The 8,600-nt window shown below is 68.2% G+C and carries 8 protein-coding genes and 2 pseudogenes; 1 reads left to right on the forward strand and 9 read right to left on the reverse strand.

All coding sequences use genetic code 11. From position 1 onward, the window contains the following. Window positions 1-40: 40 nt before the first annotated feature. Both ONA70_RS10505 and ONA70_RS10510 read right to left on the reverse strand, forming a co-directional pair. Complete coding sequence (locus tag ONA70_RS10505) at window positions 41-661, reverse strand: dihydrofolate reductase family protein (RefSeq protein WP_265006175.1); 621 nt, start codon at window positions 659-661, stop codon at window positions 41-43. Window positions 662-1,226: 565 nt separating this feature from the next. After that, complete coding sequence (locus ONA70_RS10510; RefSeq protein WP_265006183.1) at window positions 1,227-2,864, reverse strand: RecQ family ATP-dependent DNA helicase; 1,638 nt, start codon at window positions 2,862-2,864, stop codon at window positions 1,227-1,229. 596 nt (window positions 2,865-3,460) lie between these two features. Between ONA70_RS10510 and ONA70_RS10515 the strand changes: the two genes are divergently transcribed. Continuing rightward, a complete protein-coding gene (locus ONA70_RS10515) occupies window positions 3,461-4,519 on the forward strand; it encodes a S8 family serine peptidase (protein ID WP_265006176.1) in 1,059 nt (352 codons plus the stop codon). A 798-nt stretch (window positions 4,520-5,317) separates the two neighbouring features. On the opposite strand, the gene ONA70_RS10520 is transcribed toward ONA70_RS10515, so the two are convergent. The 7 genes and pseudogenes from ONA70_RS10520 to ONA70_RS10545 all read right to left on the reverse strand — a co-directional run. After that, window positions 5,318-5,683: a hypothetical protein gene (locus ONA70_RS10520; protein ID WP_265006177.1), complete on the reverse strand. Its 366-nt coding sequence runs from the start codon at window positions 5,681-5,683 to the stop codon at window positions 5,318-5,320. Window positions 5,684-5,737: 54 nt separating this feature from the next. Further along, window positions 5,738-6,292 (reverse strand): hypothetical protein, encoded by a 555-nt coding sequence (locus ONA70_RS10525; RefSeq protein ID WP_265006178.1) that lies wholly within the window; start codon window positions 6,290-6,292, stop codon window positions 5,738-5,740. Window positions 6,293-6,494: 202 nt separating this feature from the next. Continuing rightward, window positions 6,495-6,944 (reverse strand): DUF3592 domain-containing protein, encoded by a 450-nt coding sequence (locus ONA70_RS10530; RefSeq protein ID WP_265006179.1) that lies wholly within the window; start codon window positions 6,942-6,944, stop codon window positions 6,495-6,497. 57 nt (window positions 6,945-7,001) lie between these two features. Then, window positions 7,002-7,556, reverse strand: a complete 555-nt coding sequence (locus ONA70_RS10535; protein ID WP_265006180.1) for a hypothetical protein — start codon at window positions 7,554-7,556, stop codon at window positions 7,002-7,004. Window positions 7,557-7,631: 75 nt separating this feature from the next. Beyond that, a pseudogene (locus ONA70_RS36920) lies at window positions 7,632-7,760 on the reverse strand (DUF2716 domain-containing protein); the annotation flags it as partial. A 15-nt stretch (window positions 7,761-7,775) separates the two neighbouring features. After that, the gene (locus tag ONA70_RS10540; RefSeq protein ID WP_265006181.1) at window positions 7,776-8,186 is read right to left on the reverse strand and encodes an SMI1/KNR4 family protein; all 411 of its coding nucleotides are present in this window, start codon (window positions 8,184-8,186) and stop codon (window positions 7,776-7,778) included. A 65-nt stretch (window positions 8,187-8,251) separates the two neighbouring features. Continuing rightward, window positions 8,252-8,600 (reverse strand): annotated as a pseudogene (locus ONA70_RS10545) (glycogen debranching N-terminal domain-containing protein); the annotation flags it as partial.

Raw genomic sequence — 8,600 nt, forward strand, 5'->3', positions numbered from 1 at the left:
CCTGCGGTCTCAAGACAGTGTGGTGTACCGGTCAGAGACTTCAAGCCGTTGCGTACTGCGGGCGCCCGGCCGGCCGGTAGACCTGGATCGTTACGCCCTTCGAGTCGACGCGCGACTCGACCAGGTCGAGCGCAAGATCCGGGCCGGCGTCCGGGAACAACCGCGCGCCCTGGCCGAGAACCACGGGAACGACAATCAGAGTCATCTCGTCGACCAGATCGTTCTCCAGCAGCCACCGGATCAGGGTGCCACTGCCGTGCACCTGCAGCTCACCCCCCGGCTTGGCCTTCAGGTCCGCGATGGCGGTCGCCAGGTCGTCCGACAGGACGGTGGTACCCGACCACGCCGGATCGGCGAGTGTGGTCGACGCCACGTACTTGGGCCGCGCGTTCAACGCCCGCATGACAGGCTCCCAGCCAGGGACATCCTGCTCCGTCCCGGACCCCCACGAGCCGGCGAACAGCTCGTAGGTCCGCCGGCCGAACAGGAACGCGTCGGCGCGCTGGTAGGTCTGGTTGATGAACGCGTGGGTCTCGTTGTCGCCCTTGCCCAGGGCCCATCCGCCGCGCTCGAATCCGTTTCTGCGGTCCTCATCCGACGCGCCGCCGTTTCCCTGCATCACTCCATCGATGGTGACCTGAGTCATGGTCGTCAGCTTCATGATCGCGGTTCCTTTACCTCGGCGCCGCCCCCTTGCGGGCGGCCTCACCCCTGCTACGAACACCACCACCCCGATCCGACACCGCCTCCCGGATTTCTTTGAAGAACTTTCCGGGACGCCGGTCGTCAGCGATCCGGCAGTACGACAGTGTCGCGGCGACTGCGCTCCACCTCCTCAAGCGCGCCCGGAGCGGACATGCTGTTGGACCAGATGGGCAGCGGAGACCCTGACTCGTCGTCCACGCGTGCCGCCGACCTCCCGCCACCCGAGAAGCATTCGCACCCGTCCCGGATGCCACGCCTGGTCGTAGCGGCGGATCCCGGTCAGGTGGCGCCCAGGACGCACACCACATGGATCATCGCCTGCGACACGTCCGGCACGCCCGTAGGCGGCCCCTGCAACCGGTCCGTGGCGCCAACTCCAACGAGATAACGATCATGGCAATCGGTGTGGGCCGGCCATGGTGAACACCCCGACGAGCTAATCAGCGCGCGCCGCCCCGCCACATAGGAAGCACCAGACTGATGGCTGCGGCAACGGCGCGGCGGGCGACGAGGTTAGCTGGTCAGCGGCGATTCGTATCGAGTGCCAGCAGGCCTTGGGCTTGCACGACGGTGACTGACAGGGTCTTGTAGCCGACGTCGTCGAAGAGCACGGTCATGCGGTCCTTTTCGTAGCCGAGGACCATGCCTGATCCCCATTTCGGGTGCCGCACGGTGCTGTGCAGTGGATACGGCCCGTCTTCCGGGAGCACCTCCGAGGTGCCGCCGTGGCAGTTGTCGCAGTGCCCGCAGGGGCGGCTCAACTGCTCTCCGAAGTAGCCCAGCAGCGCCTGCATCCGGCAGCCCGAACTCTCGGCGAAGCGGCGCGTCATGTCGGTACGCGACCGCTGCCCGGCCTGATAGCGGGCGTACTCGGCCAGCGCCTCCCGAGCCGCCTGATCGGGCAGGGGCCCATACCGAGCGACGCTGAGCTCACCCTTGGGCCCCGTCGCTACCGCACCCACCTGCTCAAGCAGACTGATGTGGCTGGCGACCTTGCGCTGGCTCAGGCCGGTGACCTTTGCCAGAGCGGCGCGGGTGAGCGGGCCGCGATGCAGGGCGGCTGCGACGGCTCGCAGCTCTCCCAGTTCCGGCGCGCCGCCGTTGAAGAAGCGTTGCAGAGCAACGTCCTCGGCTCGGTGCAGCAGCAACGCCCGGGCCGGCTCACCGTCGCGCCCTGCCCGCCCGATCTCCTGAAGGTAGCTGTCGGGTGAGTCGGGCAACGCCACGTGTGCCACCCACCGGATGTTCGGCTTGTCGATGCCCATACCGAACGCCGATGTGGCAACCATGATCGGCACCCGGTCGGCGAGGAAATCCTCGTGACGGCGGCGACGCACCCCGGCCGCCATGCCGCCGTGGTAGGCCTGCGCGGGATAACCCGCGTCGGACAGCCGTTGCGCGAGGTCCTCGGCGGCACGCCGGGTCGGCACGTACACGATGCCGGGCGGGTCGGCGTCCTTGAGCAGGGTGAGCAGCCTCCGCCAGCGGTAGTCCTCACTGGGGCAATGCACGGCCGCCACGAAGAGGTTCGGGCGGTCCAACCCGGACAGGACCAGCCGCGGTTTGCGCATGCCGAGCCGCGTGGTGATGTCCTCGCGCACCGGCGGCGAGGCGGTGGCGGTCAGCGCCACCACCGGCGGGCGGCCCAGGCCGCGGATGAGGTGACCGAGAGAAAGGTAGTCAGGGCGGAAATCGTGGCCCCACGAGGAGATGCAGTGCGCCTCGTCAACCGCCACCAGCGCCGGGCGCAGCGCATGGACCTCGGCCAGCCGCTCCGGCGAACTGAGCTGCTCCGGCGTGATGAACAGGAACTTCGCGGCACCCGAGCGCAGCTCGGCCAGCGCCGCCGCCTGTTTGCTTGGGCTTTCCGCCGAGCTGATCCGAACCGCCCGCAACGCCGAATCGCCCCGCCCGTTGAGGTTGCCGACCTGATCCTGCTGCAACGCCAGCAGCGGTGAGATCACCACCGTGGGGCCCCGCAGCAGCATGCCGGGGACCTGATACACAGCAGACTTCCCACCCCCGGTAGGCAGCACCACCAGCGCGTCCCGGCCAGCCAGCAGCGCACGCATCGCGCGCAGCTGGGTAGGACGCAGCTTCTGCCAACCGAAATGCCTACGGGCAGCGCGGCGCAGCCGCAGAGAGCGAAGAAACATCATCGCCGGGCATGTTAGCCAACTTCGCATACGGGCCTTGATCATCCCACCTGGATGACACGTCACACCGATGCCGTCGCTGGTCGCGGCGCAGAGGTGCCGGCGCCCTGCAAAGGGGCGCCGGCCGGAGTAGGCCACGTAGACGTGATCGGCGTTGGTCGGGTCCGCCACGATCGCGTTCACCCAGCGCTGGGGAAGGCCCTTGCCAGTGAACTCGGTCCAGTGCGCGCCGAGGTCGGTGGTCTTCCACAGCCGTCCGGTGTCGGTGCCGAGGTAGATCGTGTTCGGCGCGGTCTTCGCCGGCGCGATCCAGGTGATCGTCCCCCTTGCGCCAAATGCGATCGTCCACTTCGCCGACGCCGGCTTGTCCCCTAACCGGAGATGCTCGCGTGCCGGGCCGAGGCAGGCAGGGCGGTCGCGGCAGGTACCGAGCGTGTCGAGGTGGCAAAACCAGGCGACCACGTCGCATTTCCGGGCCCGAGCTACTCGTCGTGGTCGGATCCGGCTTGTTCAGGTCTGTCGAGTTACGAAATCTGTTGCGTCTCGTGCAAGATCACCGATCCCTGTATTGAGTGCGGTCGAATTTTGAGGAGGCATTCATGGTGATGACCCGGTTACTAGCGGGCACGGTGGCGGCCGCCGCCCTCGTTGCCGTCGCCGCAGCGCCCGCGCAGGCGGCCGTCAACGACCCCCTGTACAACAAGCAGTGGGGCCTGCAGCAGATCCGCGCCGAGCAGGCTTGGGCGATCAGCACGGGAAGCAACGTCGTGATCGCTGTCGTCGACACGGGCGTCGACCTGAGGCAACCGGACCTCCAGTCCAAGCTGGTCCCCGGTGCGACCTTCGTCGACTGCGGTCCGGCCTCCTGCGGGGACGGCGACTGGCGAGGGCCCGACGGCGAGCCGGACGCGGGAGACGAGCACGGTACCCACGTGGCGGGCATCGCGGCCGCGGCCACCGGCAACGGTGCCGGCGTCGCGGGGGTGGCCCCCGACGCGAAGATCATGCCGATCAAGGTGCTGGAGGCGGGCAGCGGCAGCTTCGCCGACATCGCCGCCGGTATCCGCTACGCGGCCGACCACGGCGCCCAGGTGGTCAACCTCAGCCTTGGTGCGCTGCCGGGTTCCCAGGCCCTCACCCTGGTCGGGCTCGAGTCCGACGTGACCGAGGCGATCGCGTACGCGCAGACGAAGGGCGTGGCCGTGATCGCCGCCGCGGGAAACGAGACCGCACCCCTGTGCGACACCCCGGCATGGGAACCCGGCGCACTCTGCGTCACCGCGACGGACCGGAACGAACTGAAGGCCTGGTACTCCAACCTGGGCGTGAAAACCGACCTGAAGGCCGTTGCGGCTCCCGGTGGTGCCGGACTCGTCAACTGCGACGACGACGTGTGGTCCAGCGTCCCGACCGGTACCGGCTCGGCCACCTGCGGGCAAGGCGACTATGACGCGTACGCCGGCACCTCGATGGCGACGCCGTATGTATCGGGAGTGGCGGCGCTGCTCTTCGCGCAGGGCCGCAGCCTGGACAACGTGTACTCGGTATTGATGTCGACCGCCCGCACACCGGTCGTCGGTCTGCGCGGTTTCTACACGCCAGCGTACGGCTGGGGCATCGTCGACGCCCAAGCCGCTGTCGCGGCACCCCGCACCTGACACCCTGCCACGCACGCCCCGACTCCGACCACGCCAGCGCCCCGGCCCCCGAGTAAACGGCGGCCGGGGCGGCCGGCCCGCTGACCGCAGGGAGCAGCTGGGTCTCCCAGAACGATGTCCAGCTACGGGGAACGGCCGGCGGCGAGATGGGCAAAATCCGTGACCCGAATCCGTACGAGGTGAAGGTGGCGGCGCCCTTGCCCGGTGCCGTCGCCTCGCTGGCCGACAGCCCTATCGAACAGATCCACGATCCGGGCGAATACAGCGTCCCGGGCGACGATGCGGCCGGCGATCAGTACTCGCCTGCCTGGCAGAACGCCGAGCAAATGGATACGCCCCGCCCCAACAGGGCGGGACACATGAACCGTGCCAGCGGACGTGTGGGCGGCATCGGCGTGCCATCTGCCGGGCCCGGCCAGCCCCGGGCAGCGGGTGGGCCGGCAGGCCGACCACCAGGGCAGCGGCCCAGAGTCGCAACGCGACAGGTGGTCGCGCTGTCCTGCGACAAGGGCTACGCCCTGCCGGGGGTTGGCAGGGGAGTTGTGTAGTCCCATCCCCAGCACGGCGACCGCTGTCGCTGTGCTGGGGGTCCCGGCGCACGTAGCGTCGCGGAACGCATCGTTGTGCGGTGGCCTACCAGGTGGGCCACGATGACCTCCGTTGGTGAGGGCAGTGAGGGCAGTGACTGTCTTTCCCTCATGGCTTGCTCCCCACGCGCCAGTCCCGACAGGATAACTGTTGCTGTTCATGGGATCGCCAGCACGTACGAAAGGGGGTCTTATCGGACGCCCAGACCAACTATCCCCGGCCCACAAGAGGGGCAGCAACCCATCGCCGTGACGACCGAGGCACCAGCAGCAATAGGGCGATGACCAGGGCTGCCACCATGTTGGCTGCCCGCAACCAGCCGATCCTGACGTCCTCAAGGAAGCCGAATATCAGGTTGCCGGCCATCGCCAGGACGACGATGCTCTGGGCCAACGGGTTACCCCGCCACAGGCCGTAGATCAACCCCGCGACAATGGCCGTGGCGATCAGGCTGGCGGCGACGCTCGCGGCGTCGGTCCAAGGGCCATAAGCGATGACGGTGGCGTAGCCCACGATCAGGACCGCCAGCGCCGCCATCATCGGGCGCGGCGGGCGGCGCTTCGTCTGCTGGATCACCGGCGCATCGTATGGCCGGATCCTGCCCTGCGCTGCCCGCTCATTGGCCGGTTCTCACGGCGCACATTCGCCCAGGTCATGGACACGGCGCGCGAACTCGTCGAGAGTGATGCTCTGCTGCACCTGGTCGCCGTTGTTCCACGCGGTAATGATGATCGATCCGGGTTTAAGCCCGGCCAGCTCACCGAGCCGGAAATACACCGGGACTGAGGTGAAGCTGGTGTCTTCAGCGACTGCGTACATCCGGAAGGCGGCGTCCGGGTCGGTGGCCGACTGGGGCGGGAAGTCGACCAGGGGCACTGTGGCCGGCGAGGTCGCCTCGCGTGGCACGGCATAGCTTCGGTGCACCGGCAGCGAGGAAGGCCAGATCGGTGACGGCGTTGCCCTGCCGGATGGGGTCGGCGAGACCACGGTCAAGAGCGCCACGACGTCCGGTGGCCGCTCCGCACACCAGGCCGCCGCCGCGAGCGGCCGGCCGTCAACGTCCACGGTCAGGCCGGTAATTCCCTTCCTTACCGGCGAGCAGGAGGTCAGGCCGGCTAGTACGAGAAGGGCGACGGCCAGCGGAGCGACGATCCGCTGTGACCTCACGAGCGATTGCAGGGCCATCCTCCGACAGTCGCGGCCTCGGGTCACCCCACGACCTCGATCCGGCCACGGGCCGATGACGATCAGTTCGGCGCCTCCAGGCGACTCGATCCCTCGTCTGAGTTCTGGGCGCTTCGTCCGGCGGGGTCCGTCCCCATCCACGACCTCGGGCGACTGTCCGCGCCGGGCCGCCGGCCGCTGCCCTCGTCCGGGTTCGTTGCTGTCACCGTTGCTGTCGACGCCTGAGCCGGGCGAGAGCGAGCATGATCATGATGATTCCGGCGGCTTCGAGGAAGGTGGGCAACTGAAGAAGTAGGTCCTCCGTCGCGTACCCGTCGGCCGTAACGGCTTTGGTCGCATCCGTTTTGTCGACGTGCAGCCTCACCACGTCTCCGTCGCGATACCGGACGTCATCGAGTTCGCCGGAGAGCATTTCCCGGTGCCGCGCACCGTTGAGGGCGTAGTCCACGGTCAGCCTCCTCACCACGGTCGAGCGCCCGATTTGGTACCGCTCCACGTGGACGACTCGGCCGGTCGTCTCGACGCCGACGCGCACCCTCTCGTCGATCACCGCGTTTAGCCGGGCCGAGAGCAAGAGTCCGCCACCGAACAGGAGACTGCCCAGGACAACCGCCACGACGACCCGCAGCCGCCATCCGTCGAAACCGATCACCGACGCGGGCCCTCCAAACCGGTGCAAGCTGACCAACGGGGACTGGGCACGCGCCAGCTAGTGGTCATTGAGCATGAACAAGAGCGTCTGGTGCTCGACGTCGAGGAATGCGACCCGCCACCGCGGCGACGGCGCTGTTTCGTTGTACGACCTGCTGTGCAGCCACCGCGACTCGCCCGGCAGGAACGGCGCCAGGGCAGGCCACACGTCCGCTGGGCTGCTGTCGTGGGGAAGCTGAGCCAGGTTGACAGATGTCCACGGTACGAAGTCGTATCGCTTCGCCAACGCCTGCGCGTCCTCCGGTCGCAGCTTGACCACGCCCTGGTACGTCCAGTCCGTAGGGCCCGGCATTCTGGAACACGGGTTGCCCGAGGCGTGCAGCTGCCAGTGGATTTCTTGGTAATCGCCGAGGTCCGGCAACTCCTCGGGAGGATCCCAATGGTCGGTGCGGACCTTTGCCGCTGCGACCTGCACCGACTCCTGGCACGTGCGCGTGTCCGCCGGATCGTCGCCGATGAGCAGGAAGCCGGCCGCGATGCACCCGACGACCGCCAGCAGCATCGCAGCAGCCGCGCCGATTACAGCCACCAGCAGCGGTCTGCGCGTCTTCATGGTCATGACGCTACGAGTCCTCGGCCACAACCATCGTCCACTGGGCCATCGGATCTGGATCAACAGAGCACTGGATCAATTCCGTGAACGCTTGACCGGGAGCCAGCTCGTGAGCAGAGGTTCCAGCTCTGGCATCAGGCGAGGGCCGAAGATGCAGAGGGTCTGCTCCCAGGGGTGGCCGAAGGTGCCTTCGGTCATGTCCTCGGTGAGGAAGGCGTCTCACCACCAGAAGATCCGGCCCGCGTTATCGAACTGCGCCTCGTTCTCCGCCAGTCGGTCGGCGATGTCGTAGAGCATTGCCGCCATGTCCGGCCACTCGGGCTCAGCCGCGGCTCCGGCGTCGCGGTAGAACTCCATGACGCAGCCGTACCTGGGGCCGCCACGCAAGTCCACGAAAAGATTCGCGCCGCCCCAGTTGGTGGCGACGGGCAGCCAGGCGGGTAGCCAGGTGTCGCATCTCGTCCCGGCCGGGCGGTACGGACGGTTATTCTCCGAACCGGTGAAGGCCTCCAACTCGTCGACCAGCGCGAGCTGCCGGGCCACGTCCATCCACAATCGGCGGCTCTTCAGGGCCTCGTCGATCGAGTAGGGAACGAAGCCGGGTGGGGACGCTGCTGGTCGTCTGGTCACTCAATGCAACAGAGCCGTCCGTGCGGGTTATCACCCGCATCGGTCCGTGGGCGGCGCCGCCGGGCTCATCTGCCGACCGCCTCCGACTCCTGGGGTGTGCCGATGGCGTCGACGTGGCCCCACCGCCCGGGAATGTCGAGCAGTTCGATCCGGCCGAACCGTTCGGGCAGTGCCGGCGCGACCACTAGATCCTCCTCGTACGGCTCGAGGCCGAGCAGCGTGCGCACCAGCAGCAGGGGCGCCCCGGTGGCCACGGCCTGTGGGCTGTTCGCCCCCGGATACTGGACGGGGTGGCCGGTCAGCTCGCGGTCGTAGCCACCGAAGGCCTCCGGCAGGCGCCCCTGGAAATACCGGGACGCTTCGATGATCCCTTCGGCGATGCGTCCCGCTTCCTGGTCGAAGCCGTAGCGGCGC

It is taken from the genome of Micromonospora yasonensis, from assembly GCF_026013475.1.
Lineage (GTDB): Bacteria > Actinomycetota > Actinomycetes > Mycobacteriales > Micromonosporaceae > Micromonospora > Micromonospora yasonensis.

Coding starts and splice junctions, on each gene's coding strand:
- ONA70_RS10505 (WP_265006175.1), bottom strand. CDS start 661: ATGAAGCTGACGACCATGACTCAGGTCACCATCGATGGAGTGATGCAG.
- ONA70_RS10510 (WP_265006183.1), bottom strand. CDS start 2,864: ATGATGTTTCTTCGCTCTCTGCGGCTGCGCCGCGCTGCCCGTAGGCAT.
- ONA70_RS10515 (WP_265006176.1), top strand. CDS start 3,461: ATGGTGATGACCCGGTTACTAGCGGGCACGGTGGCGGCCGCCGCCCTC.
- ONA70_RS10525 (WP_265006178.1), bottom strand. CDS start 6,292: ATGGCCCTGCAATCGCTCGTGAGGTCACAGCGGATCGTCGCTCCGCTG.
- ONA70_RS10535 (WP_265006180.1), bottom strand. CDS start 7,556: ATGAAGACGCGCAGACCGCTGCTGGTGGCTGTAATCGGCGCGGCTGCT.